Below are 24,761 nucleotides of genomic sequence, written 5' to 3' on the forward strand. Positions count from 1 at the left end.
TAACAAAACTTTGCGGGACCTACCGTCACCTGAACCGCCACCCCCGGCAGATGTTCAAGGGCGAACGTGAGGTAACCCCCAATGCTGACAATCCTCGGATTTGTCATGATCGCCGCCTTCCTGGCGCTGATCATGATGAAGAAGATGTCACCGATGGCCGCGCTGGTGCTGATTCCCGCGCTGTTCTGCGTCCTGGTCGGACAGGGCGCGCACCTGGGCGACTACGTCCTCAAGGGCATCGGTGACCTGGCCCCCACTGCCGCGATGCTGATGTTCGCCATCATCTACTTCGGGGTGATGATCGACGTCGGTCTCTTCGACCCGATCGTCCGCGGCATCCTCAAGTTCTGCAAGGCCGACCCGGTGCGGGTGGTGGTCGGCACGGCGCTGCTCGCCGCGATCGTCTCGCTCGACGGCGACGGCTCCACCACCTTCATGATCACTGTCTCGGCGCTCTACCCGCTCTACAAGCGGCTGAAGATGAGCCTCGTGGTGATGACCGGTGTCGCCGCCACCGCCAACGGCGTGATGAACACCCTTCCCTGGGGCGGCCCCACGGCCCGCGCGGCCACCGCGCTCAAGCTCGACGCCGGGGACATCTTCGTCCCGATGATCCCCGCCCTGGCCGTCGGCCTGGTCGCGGTCTTCGCCCTCGCGTATGTCCTCGGCCGGCGTGAGCGCAAGCGGCTCGGTGTCCTGACGCTCGGCGACACCGGGCTGGTGACCGAGGCCGTGCCCGAGAAGGAGACCGAAGAGGTCCTGGTCGGCGCGGGCTCCGGCGGCACCGGCCGCACCCCGGCCGATGCGCGGCCCACCACCGGCGGCGCGGGCACCGGCTCCGACGATGAGCCGGCCACCGGCTCTGATGACGCCCCGGCCACCGGCTCCGAAGTGCAGGCCGGCGATGACGACGGCCTCCAGGTGCTGGACCCGCAGCGCGCCACCCTGCGCCCCAAGCTGTACTGGTTCAACGCCGCGCTCACCCTCGCGCTGCTCACCCTGCTGATCCTCCAGGTTCTGCCGATCCCGGTCCTTTTCCTCCTGGGCGCGGCCCTCGCCCTCACCGTCAACTTCCCGCACATGAAGGACCAGAAGGCCCGGGTCGCCGCGCACGCCGAGAACGTGCTCAACGTCTCCGGCATGGTCTTCGCCGCCGCCGTCTTCACCGGCGTGCTCACCGGCACCGGCATGGTCGAGCACATGGCGCGCTGGCTGGTCAGCGGCATCCCCGACGCGCTCGGCCCGCACATGGGCATCGTCACCGGAATCCTCAGCATCCCGCTGACCTACTTCATGTCCAACGACGGCTTCTACTTCGGCATCGTCCCGATCCTCGCCGAGGCCGGCGCCGCCCACGGGGTCGCGCCCATCGAGATCGCCCGCGCCTCCCTCGTCGGACAGGCCCTGCACATGTCCAGCCCGCTGGTCCCCGCCGTCTACGTCCTCGTCGGCATGGCCAAGGTCGAGTTCGGCGACCACACCAAGTTCACCGTCAAATGGGCCGCACTGACCTCCCTGGTGGTCCTGTGCGCCGGTGTGCTCTTCGGCATCATCTGAGGCGCGCGCCCGGCATGACCGCCACCAACACCCGGAGGCCCGGCAGGGGATGGCTGCTGCGCCTGGTCCTCACCTTCTCCTTCGCGCAGGGAGCGGTGAGCATGGCCAGGCCGGCCGTCTCCTACCGGGCCCTCGCTCTGGGCGCCGACGAGCGTGCCGTTGGCGTGATCACGGCCGTCTACGCCCTGCTGCCGCTGCTCGTCGCCGTCCCGCTCGGCCGCCGTACCGACCAGGGCCGCTGTGCCCCGCTGCTGGTGGCAGGGGTGGCGCTGATCAGCGGCGGGTGCGCGCTCAGCGGGCTGGCCGGATCGCTGCCCGCGATGGCCGCCTGGAGCGGGGTGATGGGACTGGGGCACCTCTGCTTCGTCATCGGCGCCCAGTCGATCGTCGCCCGCCGCAGCGCGCCCGAGGACCGCGACCGCAACTTCGGCCACTTCACCATCGGCGCCTCCCTCGGCCAGCTGATCGGCCCGGTCGCCGCCGGGCTCGTCATCTCCGAACACGACGGCCGGATGGCTCCGACGAGCGCCACCGCCCTGCTGGTCTCCGGCGCCGTCGCCGCCGTCTCGTACGCCTCCCTCTGGCGCCTCGAACAGCGCGCCCGCACCGTCCCGTCCGGCGCCCCGGCCCCGGCTGCCGGACCCCCGGTCCCGGTCCGCGGCATCCTGCGGACCCGGGGCGTACCGTCCGGCATCTTCATGAGCCTGGCCGTGCTCTCGGCGACCGACGTCCTTACCGCCTACCTCCCCGTCATCGGCGAGGACCGCGCCATCGCCCCCACCACCATCGGCCTGCTGCTCAGCCTGCGGGCCGCGGCCACCATCGCCTGCCGACTGGTGATGACGCCGATGATCCGCTGGCTGGGGCGCACCGCGCTGATGGCCGCCAGCTGTGCGTCGGCCGGTGTGCTGTGCGGCGGTCTGGTGCTGCCGGTGCCGGTGTGGGCGCTGGCCGCGATGCTGCTCGCCCTCGGCTTCTGTCTCGGCGTCGGCCAGCCGCTGTCGATGACGACGGTCGTACAGGCCGCCCCCGAACGTGCCCGCAGTACGGCGCTGGCGCTCCGCCTGACCGGCAACCGCCTCGGCCAGGTCGCCGCCCCGGCCGGTGCGGGCCTCCTCGCCGGTGTCGCGGGCACGGCCGCGCCCTTCGCGCTGCTCGGCGGGCTGTTGGTGGCCTCCGCCGTGATGGCGGCCCGTACGGGACGGGGGCGGGGAGGTGGCACCGCAGGCAGGGGCAGTTCATGGTTCAGCCGCCGCCGTCCCCGCCGTCGCATCCGTCGATGTCGTCATCACACCCGTCCACCTCGCCCGGAGAGACGGTGTTCAGGCGCCACAGGACGAGGCCCGTGCCGTTGCGCACCGTGTCGACGCGGGCCGTGAACGGGCCGCCCGGAGGGATGTTGAACTGATCGGCCTCACGGTCCCCGCAGCCGATTCCGTAAGCCTGCTCCGCGTCGCCGCGCGTCAGTGTGAGGGTGAGTTCCTCAACGCCCCTGGTGTCGCAGGTGATGTCGAGGCGGTACCACCGCTTCCCCGGCGCCCGGAACGTCTTGTGGACTCCGCTCGCGATATGCGCGGACCCGGAGTCGGCGCGTCGCGGATCGCTGCCGTCGTTGTCATAGGCGTCCAAAGCCCGTTCCGCGCGTTGCATGGCATCGTCGGGCTCCCAGGGCCTGCCGCTGTCCGGCGCTGAGGTCTTCTGCGCTCCCTGTTCCGGCGTCTCCTTTTTCGCATCGTCGGCGCAGCCGGACAGGAGTAAGGCTGCGGCGGCGCCGAGCGGGGCGAGGTGGCGTAAGAGGTGGCGTAAGCGGTGCGGGGGCATAGGAACCTCGGATGTATATGTTTGCGGAGTCGGTACCAAAGGGGCGGGCGAAGTGCGGGTCGGCCCCTCGTGGTGACCGTCACCCCGGTGTGGGGCGGGGAGCTCTGGCGGCAGAAAACTACCGTCGCTAGTTTGGGGATGACCAGTAGCCGGCGCGAGAGGACCACGACGTGAAGCAGCACGACGCGATGTACATCGACGGAAGCTGGCGGCCCGCCGAGGGCGACGGGACGATCGAGGTCGTCAACCCGGCTGACGGGCGGGTGATCGCGACCGTCCCGGCCGGCTCCGCGCAGGACGTGGACGTCGCCGTGCGGGCTGCCCGTGCCGCCCTGCCGGGCTGGGCCGCCACCCCGCCGGGGGAGCGGGCGGACCGGCTGGCCGCGCTGCACGGCCAACTCGTCGCCCGCGCCGGAGAAGTGGCCGAGACGGTCACCGCCGAGCTCGGCTCGCCGCTCGCCTTCAGTACGGCGGTGCACGCCGGGGTGCCGGTCGCGGTCTGCGGCTCGTACGCCGAACTGGCCCGTACGTACGCCTTCGAGGAGACCATCGGCAACTCCACCGTGCTGCACGAACCGGTCGGTGTGGTCGGCGCGATCACGCCCTGGAACTATCCGCTCCACCAGATCGTCGCCAAGGTCGCCCCGGCGCTCGCGGCCGGCTGCACGGTGGTGCTCAAGCCCGCCGAGGACACCCCGCTGGTCGCCCAGCTGTTCGCGGAGTGCGTCGACGCGGCCGGGATACCCGCGGGTGTCTTCAACCTCGTCACCGGCCTCGGCCCGGTCGCCGGGCAGGCGCTCGCCGAGCACGAGGGGGTCGATCTGGTCTCCTTCACCGGCTCGACGGCCGTCGGCAAGCGGATCGGTGCGCTCGCGGGCGCCGCGGTCAAGCGGGTGGCGCTGGAGCTGGGCGGCAAGTCCGCCAATGTCATCCTGCCCGGCGCCGACCTGGGGAAGGCCGTCGCGGTCGGTGTCGCCAATGTCATGGCCAACTCCGGTCAGACCTGTAGCGCCTGGACCCGGATGCTGGTCCACCGGGATCACTACGCCGAGGCGGTGGAGCTGGCGACGGCGGCCGCCGCGAAGTACGTACCCGGCGAGAGGATCGGCCCGTTGGTCAACGCCACCCAGCGGGACCGGGTGCGCGGCTATATCGAGCAGGGCGTCGCCGAGGGGGCACGGGTGGTCGCGGGCGGCCCGGAGGCACCCGTCCCCGGGGTGGGCTACTACGTCGCACCGACCGTCTTCGCGGACGTCACCCCGGAGATGACCATCGCCCAGGAGGAGATCTTCGGGCCCGTCCTGTCGATCCTGGCGTACGAGGACGAGGACGACGCCGCCCGGATCGCCAACGACACCGTCTACGGCCTGGCCGGTGGGGTCTGGGCGGCCGACGAGGCCACGGCGGTCGCCTTCGCCCGCCGTCTGCACACCGGGCAGGTCGACATCAACGGCGGCCGCTTCAACCCCCTCGCCCCGTTCGGCGGTTACAAGCAGTCCGGCATCGGCCGCGAGCTGGGCCCGCACGGACTGACCGAATACCTGCAGACCAAGTCCCTGCAGTTCTGATCCGACCGGCCCGGCGGGGGCGGCCGCCGCCCCCGCCCTTTCCCCCGCCCGCCGCCCTGTGCACCGAGGAGTCCCTGTGGTCCGCGCCGCCGTACTGCCCGCCGTCAACGCCCCCTTGCAGATCACCGAGATCGAGCTGCCCGAGCCGGGCCCCGGCCAGGTCCGTATCCGGCTCGCCGCCGCCGGGGTCTGCCACTCCGATCTGTCCCTGTCCAACGGCACGCTGCGCCAGCCCGCCCCGGCCGTCCTCGGGCACGAGGGCGCGGGCACCGTCACCGCGGTCGGCCCGGACGTGACCACGGTGGCCCCCGGCGACCAGGTCGTCCTCAACTGGGCGCCCTCCTGCGGCGACTGCCACTTCTGCGGACTGGCCGAGCCCTGGCTGTGCGCCCACTCCGGCCTCGCCGCGAACGCCCCGTACGCCAAGCGGGCCGACGACGCCACCGAGCTCTACCCCGGCCTGGGCACCGCCGTGTTCGCCGAGGAGACCGTGGTCTCCGCACGGGCCGCGCTGCCGCTGCCCGAGGGGGTGCCGCTCGCCGATGCCGCGCTGCTCGGCTGCGCGGTGCTCACCGGATGGGGCGCGGTGCACCACAGCGCCCGGGTGCGTACGGGGGAGTCGGTCGTGGTCTTCGGCGTGGGCGGGGTGGGCCTGGCCACGCTGCAGGCGGCGCGGATCGCGGGCGCCGGTCCGATCGTGGCCGTGGATGTCTCGCCGGAGAAGGAGGAGCTGGCCCGCTCGGCAGGGGCCACCGAATTCGTGGTGGCGGGCGACGACACCGCAAAGCGCATCCGCAAGCTCACCGGCGGACTGGGTGCCGATGTCGCCGTGGAGTGCGTGGGCCGCGCCGACACCATCCGTACGGCCTGGTCGTCGACCCGCCGCGGCGGCCGGACCACGGTCGTCGGCATCGGCGGCCAGGACCAGCAGGTCTCCTTCTCCGCCCTGGAACTCTTCTACTTCGGCCGCACCCTCTCCGGCTGCGTCTACGGCAACACCGACCCGCCCGCGACCTCCCGCTCATCGCCCGCCACATCCGCTCCGGTGCCTTCGACCTCTCCACCCTGGTCACCGACCGGATCGCCCTCGACGGCATCCCTGCGGCCTTCGACGCGATGCTGGCGGGGAAGGGGGGACGGGCGTTGGTGGTGTTCTAGGGGGCTGGCATCCCGGGCATCCCGTCCGGCCAAGGGCTGAAGCCCGCCAAGCGCTGACGCCCGCAGCCGCCCGCCCCGCCCCGCGCCGCGGTCACCGGCCGTCCGGCGGGGCGAGTTCCGGGTGCTGCAGTGCCAGCCCGTCCACCAGTGCCCGCAGCCCCGTCTCGAAGGCGCCCTCGTCCACCTGGCGTTGATGCTCCGCCAGCAGATGGGCCTGGCCCAGGTGAGGGTAGTCGGTGGGGTCGTAGGCGCTCGGGTCGTCGACGAAACCACGGGCGAACGAGCCGAGTGCGGAGCCGGCCACGAAGTAGCGGACCATGGCGCAGACCCTGGTGGCCTGGGCGGGGGGCCAGCCCGCCTCGACCATCCCGCCGAACGCCGCGTCGGCCATCTTCAGGCCGGCCGGGCGGCGGCCGGGGCCCTGGGCGAGGAACGGCACGATCTGCGGATGGGCGGCGAGCGCCGCGCGGTAGGAGCGGGCCCAGTCGAGCAGCCCGGCGCGCCAGTCCGTGCCCGATGCGAACGTCGACACATCGACCTCGGCGATGACCGTGTCGGCCACCGCGTCGAGGATCTCGTCCTTGGTCGTGAAGTGGTTGTAGAGCGACGGCCCGCTGACGCCCAGCTCCGCCGCCAGACGCCGGGTGGAGAGCGCCTGCAGCCCCTCGGCGTCGATGAGCGCCAGCGCCGTGGAGACGATGCGTTCGCGGCTCAGAAGGGGCTTGCGGGGTCGGGCCATGCCGCACATAGTAGAGGCTGCCGAGCGGAAACTAGCAGTGCTAATTAACTGTTCTCGTCCACAAGGGGCCCGAGATGAATCTGGAGCTCAGCGCGGAGCAGACCGCGGTACGGCAGCTCGCCAAGGACTTCACCGAGCGCGAGATCGCCCCGTATGCCACCGCCTGGGACCGCGCGGAACAGGTCGACCGCGGCATCGTGAAGAAGCTCGGCGACCTCGGCTTCCTCGGGCTCACCGTCCCGGAGGAGTACGGCGGCTCGGGCGGCGACCACGTCTCCTACGCCCTGGTCACCGAGGAGCTGGGCCGCGGCGACTCCTCCGTACGCGGCATCGTCTCGGTCTCCCTGGGGCTGGTGGCGAAGACCCTCGCGGCATGGGGCGACGAGGAACAGAAGCGGGCGTGGCTGCCGCGGCTCACCTCCGGCGAGGCGGTCGGCTGCTTCGGCCTGACGGAGCCGGGCACCGGCTCGGACGCGGCGAACCTCGCCACCCGCGCGGTCCGTGACGGGGACCGCTATGTCCTCGACGGCACCAAGATGTTCATCACCAACGGGACCTGGGCCGATCTGGTGCTGCTCTTCGCCCGCACCGGCGGCGCCCCCGGCCACCAGGGCATCAGCGCCTTCCTCGTACCGGCCGACAGCCCCGGTCTGGAGCGCCGGGAGATCCACGGGAAGCTGGGGCTGCGCGGCCAGGCCACCGCGGAGCTGGTCCTGGACGGCGTACGGGTCCCGGCGGCCGCGATGCTGGGTCCGGAGGGCAAGGGCTTCTCGGTCGCGATGTCCGCGCTCGCCAAGGGCCGGATGTCGGTCGCGGCCGGCTGTGTGGGCATCGCCCAGGCCGCCCTGGACGCCGCGCTCGGCTACGCGGGCGAGCGCGAGCAGTTCGGCAAGCCCATCGCCCGGCATCAGCTGGTCCAGGAGCTGATCAGCGATATCTCCGTGGATGTGGCGGCCGCGCGGCTGCTGACCTGGCGGGTCGCCGATCTGATCGACCGCGGCGAGCCGTTCGCCACCGAGGCGTCGCAGGCCAAGCTGTTCGCCTCCGAGGCCGCGGTCCGCTCCGCCAACAACGCCCTGCAGGTGTTCGGCGGCTATGGCTATATCGACGAGTACCCGGTCGGCAAGTTGCTCCGGGACGCACGGGTGATGACCCTGTACGAGGGCACCAGCCAGATACAGAAGCTGGTCATCGGGCGGGCGCTGACGGGGGTCTCCGCCTTCTGATCCGTCTCTGCTCCGCTTCTGACCCGCCCGTACGGCGCGTACGCTCACGGCGAGGCCCCCGGACCCCCGCCGCGCCCTAAGCGCTTGCTCAGCGGCGCGATATGGTGTTCGATCCGTCAGAGGAGGGTCCCTGGCGGGTCGAGGAGCGGGGTGCGCGATGGGTGCGGCGGCGGAGCGGGCCAAAGAGGAGAACGAGGAATGGGCCGGGGTGACCCCGGACGCCGCGCGACGGCTGGTCAGCGCCGCCGTGCAGGCCTTCGCCGAACGCGGCTACCACGCCACCACCACCCGTGACATCGCCGGCCGCGCCGGTATGAGCCCGGCCGCCCTCTACATCCACTACAAGACCAAGGAAGAGCTGCTCTACCGCATCAGCGGCATCGGCCACGAAAAGGCGCTGCGCATCATGGGCGCCGCCGCCGAGGCCGGGGGCAGCGCCTCCGAGCGGCTCCGCGACGCCGTCCGCACCTTCGCCCGCTGGCACGCGGAGCACCACACCACCGCCCGGGTCATCCAGTACGAACTCCAGGCGCTGAGCCCCGGCCACTACACCGAGATCGCCGGACTGCGCCGCCGGACCGACCGGTTGCTGCGGCAGATCATCCAGGACGGCGCGGACAGCGGGGAGTTCCGGGCCGACGATGTGCCGGGCACGACCCTCGCGGTGCTGTCGCTGTGTGTGGACGTCGCCCGCTGGTTCACCGCGGACGGCCCGCGCACCCCGGACGAGGTCGGCACCCTCTATGCCGACCTCGTGCTGCGCATGGTGGGTGCGCCGACGGCGTAGCGCGGGCCATGGCGGGCCCGCGCGTACCGCCTACAGGGCCCGCGCGCCCCGCCTGCAGGGCTTGCGCGTACCGCCTACAGATAGAAGCGGCTGACCGTCTCCGCGACGCAGACCGGCTTGTCGCCGCCCTCGCGTTCGACCGTCACGACCGTGGTGAGCTGGACGCCGCCGGATACCTCGGTCACCTCCGCGATCCTGGCCGTGGCGCGCAGCCGCGAGCCGACCGGCACGGTGGCGGGGAAGCGGACCTTGTTGGTGCCGTAGTTGATGCCCATCTTGACGTTGTCGACCCGCATCAGCTGCGGGACGAGGGCGGGCAGCAGCGACAGCGTCAGATAGCCGTGCGCGATGGTCGTGCCGAACGGGCCGTCCGCGGCCCTCTCCTGGTCCACATGGATCCACTGGTGATCGCCGGTGGCCTCGGCGAACAGATCGATCCGCTTCTGGTCGATCTCCAGCCAGTCGCTGGTGCCCAGCTCCTCGCCGACCGCGGCCCGCAGTTCGTCGAGCGATCCAAACACTCGGGGCTCTGCCATCTTCCGTCTGCCTCCTCGGGGTCCGTCCGCCGTCGGCGCGCATCGGCCGAACGCTTACTAAGCGCTTGCTCAGAATGCGGGTGCGGGCATCCGCTGTCAATGGCCGGACGATCTAGCGTCTCCGGCGGGGCGCCGCGGGCCCACCGGGGCCGACCGGGGGCCGTCGGGGCCTCCCGGACAGGCTCTAATGTGGAAAGGTGCCCCAGCTTCCGTACAAGGTCCATGAACTCTCCGTCGGCCAGCTCTCCGCGCGCAGTGGCGCCGCGGTGTCCGCGCTGCACTTCTACGAGTCCAAGGGGCTGATCAGCAGCACCCGGACGGCGGGCAACCAGCGCCGCTACAGCCGTGACGCGCTGCGCCGGGTCGCCTTCGTGCGGGCGGCGCAGCGGGTCGGCATCCCGCTCGCGGTGATCCGCGACGCGCTGGCGGAACTGCCCGACGAGCGCACCCCCAACCGCGCCGACTGGGCCCGGCTCTCCGAGGTCTGGCGCTCCGAGCTGGACGAACGGATCAGCCAACTCGTCGAGCTGCGTGACCGGTTGACCGACTGCATCGGCTGCGGCTGCCTCTCGCTGGAGACCTGCGCACTGTCCAATCCGTACGACAGCCTCGGCGAGCAGGGGCCCGGTGCGCGGCGGCTGCGGGTCGACCGGAGGACCAAGGACCCGGAGGGGGAGCAGGGGCCCGGCGGCGAGAGCTGAGCGCGGCGGCGCGCTCGCCCCGGGGCGGGACGAGCGCGCGTGCTTCGGTCTGTGTCACCACATGGGCGGGGTGCGCCCGGCCCAGGGGCGGGCCTGCTCCAGCTGTGCCGACAGCGCGATCAGGGTGGCCTCGTCGCCGTACCGGCCGGCCAGCATGACGCCGATCGGCAGACCCTCGGCGTTCCACTGGACCGGGACGTTCACCGCGGGCTGGCCGGTGGCGTTGTAGACCGCGGTGAACGGGCTGAACGCGCCGATCGCGGCGAACTCGGCCTGGGGGTCGGCGTCATTGCGCAGCGCGCCGACCTCGGCGGGCGGTGCGGCCAGGGTCGGCGAGAGGATCACGTCATAGCCGCCGGGCGGCATCAGCCCGTCGGCCAGGGACTGGGAGAGCATCCGGAAGGCGTACATCGAGCGGGCGAAGTCCGTACCGGAGACCTCGGCGCCGCGGTCGCGCAGATAGCGGGTGAGCGGCATCAGCAGCTCCTCGCCCTCCGGCGGTACGGGGCGGCTGGCGGCCAGCACGGACCAGACGCGGGTGAAAGCGAGCAGGATGCCGTCGTCTGCGGGCAGCGACAACTCCTCGACCTCGTGGCCGAGTCCGGTCAGCAGGGCGGCGGTGTCGGTGGTGGCGGTGCGGCAGTCGGCGTGGACCTCGGTGCCCGGGACCGGCGCCTCGGTGAGGCAGGCGATCCGCAGCCGTCCCGGGGCGCGGCGGGCGTGCTCGGCGAAGGTCTCCCCGGGCGGCAGTGCCGGCGCCGCGAACGGGTCGCCGGGCATCGCCCCCGCCAGGACGTCCAGCAGGGTGGCCGCATCGGCGACCGTACGGGCCAGCGGGCCGGAGGTGGCCAGGCCCGAGATGTCGTGCAGCAGCGGGCCGCCGCTGATCCGGCCGCGGCTGGGCTTGATGCCGAAGAGCCCGCAGACCGAGGCCGGTATCCGGATCGAGCCGCCGCCGTCGGTGGCGTGCGCGACGGGCGCCAGACCGGCCGCCACGGCCGCGGCCGCCCCGCCGCTGGAACCGCCCGCCGAACGCGCCAGGTCCCACGGGGTGCGGGCGGGCGGGGCCAGCTCGTTCTCGGTGTAGCAAGGCAGCCCGAATTCGGGGGTGTTGGTCTTGCCGAGCAGAATCGTGCCGCCCGCCCGGAGCTTGCCCACCACATGGTCGTCGACGGTCGGCACATGGTCGGCCAGCGCCCGCGAACCCATCGTGCAGCGCACCCCCGCGACCTGGTTGAGGTCCTTCACCGGCACGGGGACGCCGTGCAGCGGCGGGAGTTCCCGGCCCTCGCGGCGGGCCGCGGTGGCCTCGCTCTCCGCGTCCGTGGCCTGCTTGCGGGCGAGGTCGGGGGTACGGGTGAGGAAGGCGCCGAGTGTGTCGTCGAGCCGCTCGATCCGCGCGAGATAGTGCTCGGTGAGTTCCACGGGGGAGAACTCCCCGGACCGGATTCCCTGGGCCTGTTCGAGCGCGGTCAGATCGTGCAGGTCGGCCATGGACGTCCACCCTCTCCTACGGGCGCCCGCGCGGCCCTGGTGCCGTACGGGCAGGAGGGCCGACGTCCGCCGGGCGCGCTGCCGGTGGGGGTGGTCAGCCCGTGGACAGTTGTTTCAGGTCGCGGGCCGGTTCGTAAAGGCCATGGGGAACGAGGCCCGGTGGCCTTATGGACAGGGAACCGGGCGCCTCCCGGCAGGCGGAGGCGCCCGGTCGTCGCGCGGTGCCGGTCAGGCCGCCGCGAACGCGCCCGCGGCGTGGACCCGGTCCGCGGCGGTCAGCGCCTCAGGGGCCAGCACGGACACCGGGGCCAGTACCCCGCACTGGCTGCAGGCCGGCCCGGTCGCCGGGGAGCCGGCGGAGTCCGGGAGCCAGGCGAAGCGGGTGCCGCCGCACACCGGGCAGTCGCGGCGGGGCCGCCCGGCCTCCATCGCCGCGATCATGCGGTGCAGCACCACCGCGAGACGGGCCGCGGGGTGCCGTTGCGGTGACTCGCACGGCACGATGTCGCAGCCGCCCCAGGTCCGGCGGTGCCACTCGTGGAGGGCGCCGGGCTGGCGGATGCCGTCGTGCTTCTCCTTGCGGCGCCGGGCGGCGAACTCCTCTTCGTACGCGAGCCAGAGAGTACGGGCCTCCTCCAGCTCGGCGAGCGCGGCCATCAGCCGCTCCGGATCGGGATCGCGGTCCTGGGTCGCGATACCGGCCCGGGTGCACAGATGGTGCCAGGTCGCCCGGTGCCCGTAAGGGGCGAAGCGTTCAAGGCACTTGCGCAGGGCGGTGCGTCGCTGGGTCGCGACGAGTCGTGGATTGCGGACCTGTTCTGCGAGGGCTCTGAAACCGGCCATTTCATCCCACCTCCGTGGGGAGGACCCGACTGGACGGGGATGTGACGTAGCCGATCACCACCTGGATCCATCGAACTTTCGTGCGGTTTTGCGGGCGGTGTTCCGAGGTGGTGTCGCGGCGTCGGACCGAACTCCGGGGGCGGGGCCAAGAGTTGACTGTTGTTCATCTTCCGGCCCGGGGTAACCGCCGGTAACATCCCGCCCACCTTCCCCACGCTCTCACGAGCCGGGCCCCACCGAGGAGCAGGAATGCGACGACGTACCGGAAGGCTCAGGACCGCCGCCGCGGCTGCCCTGTTCGCCTTGGGTGCCACGCTCTTGGCACCGCCCCCCACCGCGGCCGCCGCGCCGCCGGACGCCCACGACTACTGCGAGGGCCGGTGCGGCGACATCCTGCCGCCCGGCGCCACCGGCAACGCCACCCTGGCGGAGATCCTCGGCAACAAGCTGTTCGGCACCCACCCCGAGCACTCCACCGACCAACTCGGCCCGTACGGCGCGCTGGCGAGCGGCTATCAGTCGCTCACCGACGACACCCTCGGCTCGTTCTTCAACGACGCCTCCTTCGGCGTGCCCGCCGACCAGGTCGGCAAGGTCACCACGCCCCGCGACGACGTCACCATCACCCGCGACAAGAAGACCGGCGTCCCGCACATCAAGGGCACCACCCGCTACGGCACCGAATACGGCGCGGGTTACGCCGCGGGCCAGGACCGGCTCTGGCTGATGGACCTCTTCCGCCACATCGGCCGCGGCGAACTGACCTCCTTCGCCGGCGGCGCGCTCGCCAACCAGGGCCTGGAGCAGCAGTTCTGGCCGCAGGCGCCGTACACCGAGGAGGATCTGAAGGCCCAGGTCGAGCGCATCCGGGACACCAACGGCGAGCGCGGCAAGCTGGCCATGCAGGACGCCCAGGCCTATGTCGACGGGATCAACGCCTACCGCGAACAGTCCAAGAACGGCCGCTACTTCCCCGGCGAGTACGTGCTCACCGGCCATGTCGACGCCATCACCAACGCCGGTGAGATCCAGCCCTTCAAACTCACCGACCTGATAGCCCTGGCCTCCGTCGTCGGCGGACTCTTCGGCAACGGCGGGGGCGGCGAGGTCCCCTCGGCCCTGGCGCTGCTCTCCGCCCAGCAGAAGTACGGCGTCGAGAAGGGCACCGAGGTCTGGGAGTCCTTCCGGGAGCGCAACGACCCCGAGGCCGCCAAGACCCTGCACGACGGCAGCAGCTTCCCGTACGCCGTCAAACCGGCCAAGGCCAAGGGCATGGCGCTGCCGGACCCGGGCTCGGTCACCCCCGAACCCCTGGTCTTCGACCGCACCGGCGCGGCCGCCGCCAAGAGCGGGACGCCGCCCCGGGACCCGGTCAAGGCCCCCAAGAAGTACAAGAAGCTGGAGGGCCTCTTCAAGGACGGGGTGCTGCCCAAGGGCAGCTTCGACCCCACCCAGCACCGCGGGATGTCCAACGCCCTGCTGGTCTCCGGCAAGCACTCCGCCAGCGGCCACCCGGTCGCCGTGTTCGGCCCGCAGACCGGCTACTTCGCGCCCCAGCTGCTGATGCTCCAGGAGATCCAGGGGCCCGGCATCAGCGCCCGCGGCGCCTCCTTCGCGGGCGTCGGGATGTACGTCCAGCTCGGCCGCGGCCAGGACTACTCCTGGAGCGCCACCTCCGCAGGACAGGACATCACCGACACCTTCGCGGTCGAACTGTGCAACGCCGACGGCTCCAAGCCCACCAAGGACTCCACCTCCTACCGCTACCGCGGCGCCTGCGTCCCCATGGAGAAGCTGGAGCGCACCAACTCCTGGAAGCCCACCATCGCCGACCCCACAGCGGCCGGCTCCTACCGGATGCAGGTCTTCCGGACCAAGTACGGAACCGTCACCCACCGCGCCACCCGCGACGGCAAACCCGTCGCCTACACCGCGCAGCGCTCCACCTACCGCCACGAGGCCGACTCGATCATCGGCTTCCAGATGTTCAACGACCCGTCCTATGTACGGGACGCCAAGACGTTCCAGCAGGCCGCCGAGCACATCGGCTACGCCTTCAACTGGTTCTACGCCGACTCCCGCGACATCGCGTACTACAACAGCGGCCTGAACCCGGTCCGCAACCCGGATGTCGATCCGTCGCTGCCCGTCCAGGCGGACGACGCCTACGAGTGGAAGGGCTACGACCCCGCCACCAACACCACCGACTACACCCCGCCCGCCCAGCACCCGCAGTCCGTCAACCAGGACTACTACATCTCCTGGAACAACAAGCAGGCCAAGGACTACGACTCGGCGGGCTACGGCAACGGCTCGGTGCACCGCGGCAATCTGCTGGACGACCGGGTGCGCGCGCTGACGAAGGACGGCGGGGTGACCCGGGCGTCGCTGACCCGCGCCATGGGGGAGGCCGCCGTCACCGATCTGCGCGGTGAGGACGTGCTGCCCGAACTCCTGCGCGTCCTCAACAGCAAGCCGGTCACCGACCCGAAGCTGAAGACCGCGGTCCAGCAGCTGGACGCCTGGCGCAAGGACGGCGCCCAGCGCCGGGAGACCGCCGCGGGCTCGCACACGTACCCCCACCCCGACGCGGTACGCCTGATGGACGCCTGGTGGCCGCTGATGACGGAGGCCGTCTTCAAGCCGGGCCTCGGCGGCGACCTCTACGACGCGCTGCGCGCCAACCTCGGCATCGACGAATCACCGTCGGCCGGCCACGGCCCGACCGGGGCGCACGCCGGATCGGCGTTCCAGTACGGCTGGTGGAGCTACGTGGACAAGGATCTGCGCTCGGTGCTCGGCGACAAGGTGTCGGGCCCGCTCGGCCGCCAGTACTGCGGCAACGGTGAACTGTCCGCCTGCCGCGACACCCTGCTGGCCACCCTCCAGCAGGCGAGCGGCAAGACCGCCGAGCAGGTCTACCCCGGCGACGACAACTGCAAGGCCGGCGACCAGTGGTGCTCGGACGCGATCATCCACCGCGCGGTGGGCGGCCTGACCCACGCCACCATCAGCTGGCAGAACCGGCCGACCTATCAGCAGGTGGTGGAGTTCCCGACCCACCGGTAGACGGAGCACGGCACGGCGAGGGCCCCGGGGCGGCTGACCCCGGGGCCCTCGCCGTGCACGCCGGGCGCCCCCGCACTCCAACTCCCCTCCCCAGCACCCCGACTGCCCTCGGAGCGGCACGACCCCCGGGGTTAGACTGGTGGGTTCTGAACTTCACGGGAGGGGAAAGCGAGGCATGGCCTTGTCAGGTCCGCAGCAGTACCCGACGGAGCTGCTGGATACCACCATGGACCAGCTGCGCACACTGATCGTCGTCCATGAGGCGGGTACCGCGCTGGGCGCCGCCCGCCGGCTGGGCCGCGAACAGTCCAGCGTGCAGAAACAACTGGACACCATGAACCGCACCTTCGCCGCGCTGTGCGGCGAGGAACTCGTCCTCAAGCAGGGGCGGGGGAGGGACGCCCTCTTCACCGCCACCGGGGAGGCGCTGGTCGATCTCGCGCGCCGCACACTGGGTGAGTGGACGGACGGCGTGCACGACGCCCGCCGCCGCCTCGGCCGCACCCTGTCCGTCGGCACCACCCGCTACACCCTCGGCTTCCTGCTGGACGCGGTGGAACGGGTCACCGAGGACTATGAGCGCGACGATGTCGATCTGAAGGTCACCCATGTCCGCACCGGCGACCTCTTCACCAAACTGCGCTCCAAGGAACTCGACCTGGTCTGCGGCAGCGTCGTCGTCACCGAGGCCGACGAGGCGGAACTGCTGGCGCCGTACGAGGTCATGGAATGGCGGCGCAGCGGCCTCTCCCTGCTGACGAACCTGCCTCCGGAGCGGCTCCCCGGCACCTCCTTCGCCGCCCGTGACCTGCCCCGGCTGCCGCTGGTCATCTCGGCCCGCGGTCTGATCGGCCGCTTCCTCACCGCCTGGTACGGCCCCGACTACCGGCAGCGGCTCTCCGTCGCCGCCGAGATCGAGGCCGCGCACTACGGCTTCGAGCTGCTGCGGTCAGGGGTGGTGAGCGGCGCGATGCTGGTCACCCGCGGCATCGGGGAGGCCGCGGCGAACGGCCGCCTCCCGGAGGCCGGCGGCCTGCGCACCCTGGAACTCGTCGGTGACGTGGGCCCCCGCACCGAAGTCCTGGTAGGCGTCTTCACCCGCAGCGGCGAACGCGCCTCCTACGCCCCCGCCCACCCCCTCAACCTCCTCTGGGACGCCCTCTCCCGCGAGAGCGGCCGGTGGTGGCTGAGTTCGTGAGGGCGGGGGCGCTGCCGCCTCAGGCCAGCTCCCGCTCCCGGGTCTCCGGCAGTGCCAGCACACACAGCAGCGAGACGACCGCCATCGCGCTGACGTACCAGCCCACCGAGGCGGAGCCGTATGCCGACTGGAGGCGGGTGGCGACCAGAGGGGACACCGCGCCGCCCAGGACGCCGCCCAGGTTGTAGGCCAGTGAGGCGCCCGAGTAGCGGACCCGCGCGCTGAACAGCTCCGGCAGATAGGCGCCCATCGGGCCGTACACCACACCCATGCAGAACAGCGCGCCGCCGACACCGAGGGCGATCAGCACCGGCTGTCCGGTGTCCAGCAGCGGGAAGAGCAGCAGGCCCCAGACCGCGGCGAGGACGCTGCCCGCGAGGATCAGCTTGCGGCGGCCGGCGCCGTCGGAGCGGGTGGCGGCGAGCCAGGTGCCGGCCGCCAGGAAGAGGCAGGCGATGAGGGAGAGCCCCAGCATCGTGTTGCGGGAGATGCCGAGGGGGCCGGTGGCGTAGGAGAGACAGTAGGTCGTCGCGGTGTAGAAGAGGCCATACGTGACGATCATCCCGCCCGCGCCCAGCAGCAGTTCGCGCGGATGCCGACGCAGCACCTCGACGGTGGGGACCTTGCTCGCCTCCTGGGCGTCCAGCACCTTCGCGAACACCGGCGTCTCACTGATCTTCAGCCGTACGAACAGCCCCACGCCGACCAGCAGGAACGACAGCAGGAACGGCACCCGCCAGCCCCACGAGCGGAACGCCGCGTCATCGAGCGCGGACGACAGCAGCCAGAACACCCCGGTCGCCGCGAAGAACCCGACGGACGGGCCGAGTTGGGGGAACGCCGCATACAGCCCGCGGCGGCCGCGCGGTGCGTGCTCGACCGCGAGCAGCGCGGCGCCGCCCCACTCCCCGCCCAGCCCGATGCCCTGGAGGAAGCGCAGCGCGATCAGCAGCAGCGGCGCCCAGAGGCCCCAGGTGCCGTACCCCGGGAGCAGTCCGACGCACGCCGTCGACAGCCCCATCAGCAGCAGCGAGGCGACCAGCACGGACTTACGGCCCACCCGGTCGCCGAAGTGGCCGAAAACCACCGAGCCGAGCGGCCGCGCGGCGAACGCCACCGCATAGGTGGAGAAGGACGCGAGGGTGGCGTTGACCGGGGCGAGCGTCGGGAAGAACGCCTGATTGAGGACGAGCGCCGCGGCCGTCCCGTAGATATAGAAGTCATAGAACTCGATGGCGGTACCGATGAACGAGGCCACCGCCACCCGGCGCAGGCTCTCCCCGCTGCCGTCCGCCCCGTCCGCCCCGCCCGTCTTCGCGGGAGCCGCTGCCGGTGTCTGTGCTGCTGTCGCGTCACTACTCACCAGCGCACTTTCCGGGGCGACGGAGGTTTCGGTCAAGAGGCCACATGGCCTGTCCCGGGTGCTGAGACCGGGACAGGCCGGGGTGGCACCGCGCCCAACTCCCTTGAGGGGGCTTGCAGAAGGATCTTCGTGTGGCACGGTGAAGCCCGAAGGCGAAGGAGGTCACCCATCAGTCAGGTCCACACCCGCCGCGAGCACGCCGTCGCGGCGATCAGCCGAGGACTGGGCGCCGTACCCGCTCCCGGGCTCGTCATCGGCGGCGTGCTCGGCCTGCAGTGCGGGGCCGCGCTCGCCACCCGGCTCTACCCCGCTGTCGGCCCGGCGGGAGTGGTGACCCTGCGCCTTTGTCTCGCCGCGGTGATGCTGACCGCTCTGTGGCGGCCGGGACCGCGGTGGGACCGGAGCACCCTCGGGATCGCGGCCGCCGCCGGGACCTTGCTCGCCGTGCACCACCTCAGCTACTACGAAGCGGTCGAGCGTCTCCCGCTGGGGGCGGCCACCACCATGGAGTTCCTCGGCCCGTTCGCCATCGCGCTGTTCGGCTCGCGCCGGGCCACCGATCTGCTGTGGGCATGCCTGGCCGCCGCCGGCGTCGTGCTGCTCAGCCGTTCCGGCATCCCCCTCAATGCCGCGGGGCTCGCCTGCGGCGCCCTCGCCGGGTGCTGCTGGGGTGGCTACATCCTCGTCGGCAAACGCCTCGCCGCACGCGTCCCCGATGGGCGTGGCCTCGCGCTTGCCGTCATCTGGGGAGCCCTGCTGAGCCTGCCGTACGGCCTCGCACAAGCGGGCACCCGGCTACTGGACCCCGCCGTGCTCGCCCTCGCCGCCGTCGTCGCCGTACTCTCCAGCGTGCTGCCCTACACCTTCCACCTCGAAGCCCTCCGCCGGGTGCCACCCCGCGTCTTCGGCGTCCTGACCAGCCTTGAACCCGCCGTCGGAGCCCTCATCGGGCTCTTCCTCCTCGGTCAGCACCTCGCGGTCCCGCAGTGGGCCGGGGTGACCGCGGTGGCCCTCGCCGCCATCGGCGCCACCCGCACCCCCAGCCGCGCCCCGAAGGCGGACACGTCCGAAAGGCCGAGCGCCAAGCCGGCCGATCTGACGGCCCGTACTTCTCCCGAGTAGCCAAGGACTGGCCCGCACGCAAGGGCTCCTAGAGGTACCGCAGATACCTCCGCCGCACCGTCCGGAAGCGCTTCAGGCCCTGCTGCCAGGCGGCCACGATCTCGTCCGGTCCGGCGCCCGCGTCGATCATTGTCCGTACCGTCGACGAGCCGGTCAGGCGGTCGATGCCGTGGTCCGGGCGCCAGGCGAAGCCGGGCCAGACCCGTTTCGCGGTCACCAGGAGAGCGATGCCGGTGCGTACCGGGTCGAAGGCCGCGCGGTCGTGGACGTGCAGTTGGACGCCGCCGATCGTCTTGCCCTGGAACTTGGAGAAGGTGGGGGCGAAGTACGCCTCCCTGAAGTGGACGCCGGGCAGGGCCAGTTCGGTGGCGGCCGCGGCCCAGCGCCGGTCGATGCCGTCGGCGCCCAGCAGCTCGAAGGGGCGGGTGGTGCCGCGCCCCTCGGAGAGGTTGGTGCCCTCGAAGAGGCAGGTGCCGGAGTAGACCAGGGCGGTGTCGGGGGTGGGCATGTTGGGGCTCGGGGGGACCCAGGGCAGCCCGGTGGCGTCGTAGAAGTCGGTGCGCCGCCAGCCGGTCATGCGGACCGTTTCCAGCTCCACCGGGCGCCCGGCGGCCTGTGGGACGAACTCGCCGTTGAACAGCAGCGCCAGCTCCGCGACGGTCATCCCGTGCGCCTGCGCGACCGGCTCCCGGCCGATGAACGAGGCATACGCCTTGTCGAGCACCGGGCCGGTGGCCGAGCGGCCGGTGACCGGGTTCGGGCGGTCGAGGACCAGGAAGCGCTTGCCGGCCAGGACCGCCGCCACCATGCAGTCGTACAGCGTCCAGATATAGGTGTAGAAGCGGGCGCCGACGTCCTGGATGTCGAAGACGACGGTGTCCACGCCGGAGGCGGTGAAGATGTCGGCGAGGGCCTTGCCGTTCTTGTTGTAGGTGTCGTAGACCGGCAGTCCGGTGGCCGGGTCGTCGTAACGGCCCTCGGAGCCGCCGGCCTGTGCGGTGCCCCGGAAGCCGTGCTCGGGGCCGAAGACGGCGGTCAGCCGCACCCGGTCGTCGGCGTGCATCACATCCACGATGTGCCGTACGTCGTGCGTGACGCCGGTGGGGTTGGTGACGATGCCGACCCGCTGGCCGTCCAGGAGGCGGTAGCCGTCGGCGGCCAGCCGGTCGAAGCCGGTGTGCACCCGCCGCCCGCCGCCGGGCGCCGGCTGCGCGGCACGGGCGGGTCCGGTCCCCGCGGCCAGGGCCGCCCCGGCCGCTCCGGTAGCCGCCAGCCGCCCGAGCAGTACGCGTCGCGACAGAGCCATCCGCACACCTCCGTGATCAGGAATCAACCCGTACGTGCCGTGCGCACGCTAGCGGGGCCGCGGACATCCCGGAACAGGCCGGGCCGAGGCGGACGGGACTCTTCCGTCCGGACATACCGACTGGTTAGTCTGCCGTCAGCCGATCCGACGTGACCGAGGGAGACCGAGCGTGGCAGCCGTACGGGACAAGACCGTTGTCGTGACCGGGGCGGGCGGGGGGATCGGTGCGGCGCTGGCCCGCCGGTTCGCCGCCGAGGGCGCCCGGGTCGTGGTCAACGATCTGGACGAGGCCAAGGCGCGGCGGACCGCCGGGGAGATCGGGGCGGTCGCGGTCGCCGGGGACGCCTCCGCCGTCGTCCCGGCCGCGCGCGAGGCGCTCGGCGGCGGTATCGACATCTTCTGCGCCAACGCCGGGGTCGGCACCGGCGGCGGGCCCGGGGCGCCCGAGGAGGACTGGGCGCTGGCCTGGGACGTCAATGTCATGGCACATGTCCGGGCCGCGCGGGAGCTGGTGCCGGAGTGGCTGGAGCGCGGCAGCGGGCGCTTCATCTCCACGGTGTCCGCCGCCGGTCTGCTCACCATGGTCGACGCCGCCCCGTACAGCGTCACCAAGCACGGTGCCTACGCCTTCGCCGAATGGCTCTCGCTGACCTACCGCCACCGCGGCATCGACGTCCACGCCATCTGCCCCCAGGGCGTACGCACCGACATGCTGGCCGCCACCGGGACCGCCGGGGACCTCGTGCTCACCCCGACCGCCGTGGAGCCCGAGGACGTCGCCGAGGCGCTCTTCGCGGCCATGGCGGAGGGCCGCTTCCTGGTCCTGCCGCACCCGGAGGTCGCGGACTACTACACCGCGCGCGCCACCGAACCCGACCGCTGGCTCGGCGGGATGAACCACCTCCAGCAGAAGCTGGAGCAGGCCGAGGGCCGTTCCTAGAGGGCCCCACCGCACCCCAGCCGTTTCCCCGCAGGGATGATCGGGCGATCAGGAAGAAAGGGCCGCACCTCGATGACCTCCTACCAGGACAAGCCGTGGCTGGCACAGCTCACCGACGCCCAGCGCGCCCCCGTCCAGCCGCCGCCTTCGACGCTGCACGCCTTCCGGGCCGCGGTGCGCCGGGCCCCCGGCCGTACGGCCCTCGCCTACTTCGACGGCCGGCTGTCCTACGCCGAGACCGATGCGCTCTCCGACGGCATCGCCGACCGTCTCGCCGGCCGCGGCTTCCGGCGCGGCGACCGGGCCGCGGTCATGCTGCAGAACACCCCGCACTTCGTGCTCGCCGTGCTCGGCGTGTGGAAGGCGGGCGGGGTGGTGGTGCCCGTCAACCCCATGTACAAGTCCGCCGAGATGCGGCACATCCTGGACGACGCCGAGGTCACCGCCGTGATCTGCGCCGACCGCACCTGGGACGGCTTTCTGCGGGTCACCGCCGCCGAGGCGCCGTCCGTACGGATCGTGCTCACCGCCCATGAACGGGATCTGCAGACCCGCGACGACCGGCGGGTGCTGCACGGTGAGCGGGTCGGGCCGCTGCACGGTGCCGAGGATTTGCTGACCGTGGCGCGCACCCCCGGCCGGATACGGGTGGCTCCCGCCGACCCCGGACTCACCGCCGACGACCTCGCGCTGATCAGCTACACCTCCGGCACCAGCGGGACCCCCAAGGGCGCCACCAACACCCACGGCAACATCACCTATAACGCCGAACGCCAGCGCATCGGTCTGGCCCTCCCCGACGGCGCCACCTACTTCGCGCTCGCCCCCCTCTTCCACATCACCGGCATGGTCTGCCAACTGGCGGCCTGTATCGCCAACCAGGGCACCCTGGTGCTGGCCTACCGCTTCGAGGCGGGCGTCGTCCTGGACGCCTTCCTGGAGCACCGCCCCGCCTATACGGTCGGCCCTTCGACCGCCTATATGGCGCTGATGGCGCACCCCGAGGTCACCCGCGACCACTTCGCGTCCTTCCGGACCATGTCCTCCGGCGGTGCGCCGCTGCCGCCCGCCCTCGTCGAGAAGTTCCGTACCGGTTTCGGGCCGTATGTCCACAACGGTTACGGGCTGACCGAGTGCACCGCGCCCTGTGCCAGCGTCCCGCCGGGCAGGGAGGCGCCGGTCGACAAGGTCTCCGGCACGCTCGCCGTCGGTGTGCCCGGACCCGACACCGTGGTCCGGATCATCGGTGAGGACGGCCGGGACCTGCCGTTCGGTGAGCCGGGCGAGATCGCGGTGCGCGGCCCCCAGGTCGTCCCCGGCTACTGGCGCCGCCCCGACGCCACCGCCGAGGGCTTCCCGGACGGTGAGCTGCGGACCGGCGATATCGGCTTCATGGACCGCGACGGCTGGCTCTATGTCGTCGACCGCAAGAAGGACATGATCAACGCGTCCGGTTTCAAGGTGTGGCCCCGCGAGGTCGAGGACGTGCTCTACGGCCACCCCGCGGTGCGCGAGGCGGCGGTGGTCGGGGTGCCCGACGCCTACCGCGGCGAGTCGGTGAAGGCGTATGTCAGCCTGCGGCCCGGCGCCTCCGCGGAACCCGCCGAGCTGGCCGCCTACTGCAAGGAACGGCTGGCGGCGTACAAATATCCCCGCGCGGTGGAGATCCTGGCCGAGCTTCCGAAGACCACGAGTGGCAAGATCCTCCGACGGGAGCTGCGCCACCGCGCATGACGAGAGCACGAAGGACAGGTGAGGGCGATGGCCGGCACGAAGGACGGCAACGGCAACGGCGCTGCGAAGCCGGTGGCCCAGCGGCTGCTGGCCACCGCCACCAGGCTCTTCGCCGAGCAGGGCTACGACCGCACCTCCGTCCAGGAGATCGTCGACGCGGCGGGTGTGACCAAGGGCGCCCTCTACCACTACTTCGGCTCCAAGGACGATCTGCTGCATGAGGTCTACGGCCGGGTGCTGCGGCTCCAGCAGGAGCGGCTGGACCACTTCGCGGACGCCGACGCGCCGGTGCAGCAGCGGCTGCGGGACGCCGCCGCCGATGTGGTCGTCACCACCATCGAGAACCTCGACGACACCAAGATCTTCTTCCGCTCGATGCACCACCTCGGTCCGGAGAAGGACAAGCAGGTACGCGCCGAGCGGCGGCGCTACCACGAGCGCTTCCGGGCGCTGATCGAGGAGGGCCAGCGCAGCGGTGTGTTCGCCGCGGACATCCCCGCCGACCTCGTCGTGGACTACCACTTCGGCTCCGTGCACCACCTGGGCACCTGGTACCGCGAGGACGGGCCGCTCAGCCCGCAGCAGGTCGCCGACCACCTCGCCGAGCTGCTGCTGCGGGCCCTGCGGCCCTGAGCCGGAGGGGCGTGCGGCTGCCCCCCCCGCACCCCGCGGCGGGCCGTCACCGCACCTCCTGGTATTTGTTGGATTACGAGCAAGGGCAGTGGGCATGCGCCCCGGGTCGTGGAGACTCCGGAGGCGGTCGCACTCAGGGGCTGTCCACATCCGCCATCCGTAACCTAGGGTATGGATAGTACTGCTATCTATCGAGTGGGTGCCCTTTGCCTGAAGTGACACTTTTTCTCCGGGAGTACGCACGGACGAGCCGGGAGGTCGGGGCGATCGCCCCCAGCGGCCCCCGGCTCGGCAGGGCCCTGACCCGCTATGTGATCCCCAGCCCCGGCACCGCTCGCGCCGTCCTGGAGGTGGGGCCGGGCACCGGGGCGGTGACCCGCCATATCGCCGGCTCGCTCGGCCGGCACGACACCCTCGATCTGGTCGAGGCCAATCCGCGCTTCGTCGAGCTGCTGCACGGCGCCTACGGCAGCGACCCGCGGCTCCAGTTCCGCACCGGCCTGGTGCAGGACCATGACCTCGGCAGCTACGACACCATCGTCTGCGGTCTGCCGTTCGCGAACTTCGACGCCCCGACGACCGCGGACATCTTCGACCGGCTGCTCGGCGCCCTGCGGCCCGGCGGCACGCTGTCCTTCTTCGGGTACGTGGGCGGGGCCACCATGCGCCGCACGTTCACCGGGCGGGCGGCGCGCGAACACGTCCTGGACGGGCAGAACACCCTGCGCCGCATACTGGACCGGCACACCTTCCGTACGGAACTGGTGCTGGGCAATCTGCCGCCGGCCCGGGTGCATCACCTGGCGCCGGTCAGCGCCCCCGTCCAACCGGCCTGACGCGTCCGCACCCACCCGCAGACGTCCCCCGGGCGATGCCGGACAGGCATCACCGCATCGCCCGTAGGAGCCCGAGCGCCGCACCCGTCCTCCGGGTGCGGCGCTCGGCTCCGTCCCACGGCGGCCGGCC

Annotated in this window: 19 protein-coding genes and 1 pseudogene; 14 read left to right on the plus strand and 6 right to left on the minus strand. The window is 72.0% G+C overall.

Going from position 1 to position 24,761, the window contains the following annotated elements; all coding sequences use genetic code 11:
- Positions 1-81: 81 nt before the first annotated feature.
- The 4 genes and pseudogenes from STRTU_RS28455 (at position 82) to STRTU_RS28470 (ending at position 6,104) form a co-directional block, all read left to right on the plus strand.
- Entirely contained in the window at positions 82-1,557 is a 1,476-nt protein-coding gene (locus STRTU_RS28455; protein ID WP_159747481.1) for a CitMHS family transporter, read from the plus strand.
- 14 nt (positions 1,558-1,571) lie between these two features.
- Positions 1,572-2,936 carry an MFS transporter gene (locus tag STRTU_RS28460; RefSeq protein WP_159747484.1) on the plus strand — a complete coding sequence of 455 codons (1,365 nt, stop codon included), beginning with the start codon at positions 1,572-1,574 and terminating at the stop codon, positions 2,934-2,936.
- A gap of 612 nt (positions 2,937-3,548) precedes the next feature.
- On the plus strand, positions 3,549-4,946 hold the full coding sequence (locus STRTU_RS28465; protein ID WP_159747486.1) for an aldehyde dehydrogenase family protein: 1,398 nt from the start codon (positions 3,549-3,551) through the stop codon (positions 4,944-4,946).
- A gap of 76 nt (positions 4,947-5,022) precedes the next feature.
- Positions 5,023-6,104, plus strand: a pseudogene (locus tag STRTU_RS28470) (zinc-binding dehydrogenase).
- A 91-nt stretch (positions 6,105-6,195) separates the two neighbouring features.
- Here the strand turns inward: STRTU_RS28470 and STRTU_RS28475 are convergent.
- Complete coding sequence (locus tag STRTU_RS28475; RefSeq protein ID WP_159747488.1) at positions 6,196-6,843, minus strand: TetR/AcrR family transcriptional regulator; 648 nt, start codon at positions 6,841-6,843, stop codon at positions 6,196-6,198.
- 74 nt (positions 6,844-6,917) lie between these two features.
- Between STRTU_RS28475 and STRTU_RS28480 the strand changes: the two genes are divergently transcribed.
- The gene (locus STRTU_RS28480; protein ID WP_159747490.1) at positions 6,918-8,069 is read left to right on the plus strand and encodes an acyl-CoA dehydrogenase family protein; all 1,152 of its coding nucleotides are present in this window, start codon (positions 6,918-6,920) and stop codon (positions 8,067-8,069) included.
- A gap of 157 nt (positions 8,070-8,226) precedes the next feature.
- A complete protein-coding gene (locus STRTU_RS28485) occupies positions 8,227-8,856 on the plus strand; it encodes a TetR/AcrR family transcriptional regulator (RefSeq protein ID WP_159747492.1) in 630 nt (209 codons plus the stop codon).
- 74 nt (positions 8,857-8,930) lie between these two features.
- On the opposite strand, the gene STRTU_RS28490 is transcribed toward STRTU_RS28485, so the two are convergent.
- Entirely contained in the window at positions 8,931-9,392 is a 462-nt protein-coding gene (locus STRTU_RS28490) for a MaoC family dehydratase (RefSeq protein WP_159747494.1), read from the minus strand.
- A 197-nt stretch (positions 9,393-9,589) separates the two neighbouring features.
- Here STRTU_RS28490 and soxR point away from each other — a divergent pair, with 197 nt between their 5' ends.
- Entirely contained in the window at positions 9,590-10,093 is a 504-nt protein-coding gene (gene soxR / locus STRTU_RS28495; protein ID WP_159747496.1) for a redox-sensitive transcriptional activator SoxR, read from the plus strand.
- Between the two features lie 54 nt (positions 10,094-10,147).
- On the opposite strand, the gene STRTU_RS28500 is transcribed toward soxR, so the two are convergent.
- Both STRTU_RS28500 and STRTU_RS28505 read right to left on the minus strand, forming a co-directional pair.
- Positions 10,148-11,587, minus strand: a complete 1,440-nt coding sequence (locus tag STRTU_RS28500; protein ID WP_159747498.1) for an amidase — start codon at positions 11,585-11,587, stop codon at positions 10,148-10,150.
- 228 nt (positions 11,588-11,815) lie between these two features.
- Positions 11,816-12,430, minus strand: coding sequence for a hypothetical protein (locus STRTU_RS28505; RefSeq protein WP_159747500.1), 615 nt, complete (start codon positions 12,428-12,430; stop codon positions 11,816-11,818).
- A gap of 249 nt (positions 12,431-12,679) precedes the next feature.
- On the opposite strand from STRTU_RS28505, the gene STRTU_RS28510 reads away from it, so the two are divergent.
- On the plus strand, positions 12,680-15,499 hold the full coding sequence (locus tag STRTU_RS28510; RefSeq protein WP_159747502.1) for a penicillin acylase family protein: 2,820 nt from the start codon (positions 12,680-12,682) through the stop codon (positions 15,497-15,499).
- A gap of 175 nt (positions 15,500-15,674) precedes the next feature.
- Complete coding sequence (locus STRTU_RS28515; RefSeq protein WP_159747504.1) at positions 15,675-16,697, plus strand: LysR family transcriptional regulator; 1,023 nt, start codon at positions 15,675-15,677, stop codon at positions 16,695-16,697.
- 19 nt (positions 16,698-16,716) lie between these two features.
- On the opposite strand, the gene STRTU_RS28520 is transcribed toward STRTU_RS28515, so the two are convergent.
- On the minus strand, positions 16,717-18,060 hold the full coding sequence (locus tag STRTU_RS28520) for an MFS transporter (protein ID WP_246241486.1): 1,344 nt from the start codon (positions 18,058-18,060) through the stop codon (positions 16,717-16,719).
- A gap of 129 nt (positions 18,061-18,189) precedes the next feature.
- Here STRTU_RS28520 and STRTU_RS28525 point away from each other — a divergent pair, with 129 nt between their 5' ends.
- Complete coding sequence (locus tag STRTU_RS28525) at positions 18,190-19,182, plus strand: EamA family transporter (RefSeq protein ID WP_246241487.1); 993 nt, start codon at positions 18,190-18,192, stop codon at positions 19,180-19,182.
- A gap of 28 nt (positions 19,183-19,210) precedes the next feature.
- Here the strand turns inward: STRTU_RS28525 and STRTU_RS28530 are convergent, their stop codons facing one another.
- Positions 19,211-20,488, minus strand: a complete 1,278-nt coding sequence (locus tag STRTU_RS28530) for an exo-beta-N-acetylmuramidase NamZ family protein (protein ID WP_159747506.1) — start codon at positions 20,486-20,488, stop codon at positions 19,211-19,213.
- A gap of 169 nt (positions 20,489-20,657) precedes the next feature.
- Between STRTU_RS28530 and STRTU_RS28535 the strand changes: the two genes are divergently transcribed.
- The 4 genes from STRTU_RS28535 (at position 20,658) to STRTU_RS28550 (ending at position 24,631) form a co-directional block, all read left to right on the plus strand.
- Entirely contained in the window at positions 20,658-21,428 is a 771-nt protein-coding gene (locus STRTU_RS28535; protein WP_159747508.1) for an SDR family oxidoreductase, read from the plus strand.
- Between the two features lie 72 nt (positions 21,429-21,500).
- A complete protein-coding gene (locus tag STRTU_RS28540; protein WP_159747510.1) occupies positions 21,501-23,162 on the plus strand; it encodes an AMP-binding protein in 1,662 nt (553 codons plus the stop codon).
- Positions 23,163-23,189: 27 nt separating this feature from the next.
- Entirely contained in the window at positions 23,190-23,795 is a 606-nt protein-coding gene (locus STRTU_RS28545) for a TetR/AcrR family transcriptional regulator (protein WP_159747512.1), read from the plus strand.
- A 215-nt stretch (positions 23,796-24,010) separates the two neighbouring features.
- Positions 24,011-24,631 carry a class I SAM-dependent methyltransferase gene (locus tag STRTU_RS28550; protein ID WP_159747514.1) on the plus strand — a complete coding sequence of 207 codons (621 nt, stop codon included), beginning with the start codon at positions 24,011-24,013 and terminating at the stop codon, positions 24,629-24,631.
- Positions 24,632-24,761 lie beyond the last annotated feature (130 nt).

Origin of the sequence: Streptomyces tubercidicus (assembly GCF_027497495.1) — a bacterium.
Classification (GTDB): domain Bacteria; phylum Actinomycetota; class Actinomycetes; order Streptomycetales; family Streptomycetaceae; genus Streptomyces; species Streptomyces tubercidicus.